General features: G+C 56.9%; 1 protein-coding gene. It reads left to right on the top strand.

What is annotated here, in order from left to right; all coding sequences use genetic code 11:
* A partial coding sequence (gene psbD, locus BRW63_RS27060) for a photosystem II D2 protein (photosystem q(a) protein) (RefSeq protein ID WP_073075390.1) occupies positions 1–1,040 on the top strand: 1,040 nt, incomplete at its 3' end.

Here is a 1,040-nt window from a genome sequence, read left to right as displayed (position 1 = left end):
ATGACCATTGCAGTTGGGCGCGCGCAACCAACCCGAGGCGTATTCGACGCTCTCGATGACTGGTTGAAACGCGATCGCTTCGTCTTTATCGGCTGGTCTGGACTCCTGCTGTTCCCCTGCGCCTTCTTGGCCGTGGGCGGCTGGATGACTGGCACCACTTTCGTTACCTCCTGGTACACCCACGGCTTGGCCACCTCCTACCTCGAAGGTGCCAACTTCCTCACCGTCGCCGTTTCCACCCCTGCCGACAGCATGGGACACTCCCTGCTCTTGCTCTGGGGCCCGGAAGCCCAAGGCGACCTGACTCGCTGGTTCCAAATCGGCGGCTTGTGGGCTTTCGTTGCCCTGCACGGTGCATTTGGACTGATCGGCTTCTGTCTGCGTCAGCTTGAAATTGCCCGGCTCGTCGGCATTCGTCCCTACAACGCCATCGCCTTCACCGGACCGATCGCCGTGTTTGTGTCGGTGTTTTTGATGTACCCCTTGGGGCAATCGAGCTGGTTCTTTGCTCCTAGCTTCGGCGTGGCCGCCATCTTCCGATTCATTCTGTTCATCCAGGGCTTCCACAACTTCACCCTCAACCCCTTCCACATGATGGGCGTGGCGGGCATTTTGGGCGGTGCTTTGCTCTGTGCTATTCACGGAGCCACGGTGGAGAACACCTTGTTTGAAGACAGCGAAAACGCCAACACCTTCCGGGCGTTCAACCCGACTCAGAGTGAAGAAACCTACTCGATGGTGACGGCAAACCGATTCTGGTCGCAGATTTTCGGGATTGCTTTTTCCAACAAGCGGTGGCTGCACTTCTTCATGCTGTTTGTGCCCGTGACGGGGTTGTGGATGGCATCGGTGGGCATTGTCGGGTTAGCGCTGAACCTGCGGGCGTATGATTTCGTCTCTCAGGAGTTGCGGGCTGCCGAAGACCCCGAATTTGAAACGTTCTACACGAAGAACATTTTGTTGAACGAAGGCATCCGCGCTTGGATGGCTTCTCAAGACCAGCCTCACGAAAAATTTGTATTCCCTGAAGAGGTTCTGCC

This window comes from Phormidesmis priestleyi ULC007, assembly GCF_001895925.1.
Classification (GTDB): Bacteria; Cyanobacteriota; Cyanobacteriia; order Leptolyngbyales; family Leptolyngbyaceae; genus Phormidesmis_A; species Phormidesmis_A priestleyi_A.
This window is presented reverse-complemented; position numbering and strand designations above follow the sequence as displayed.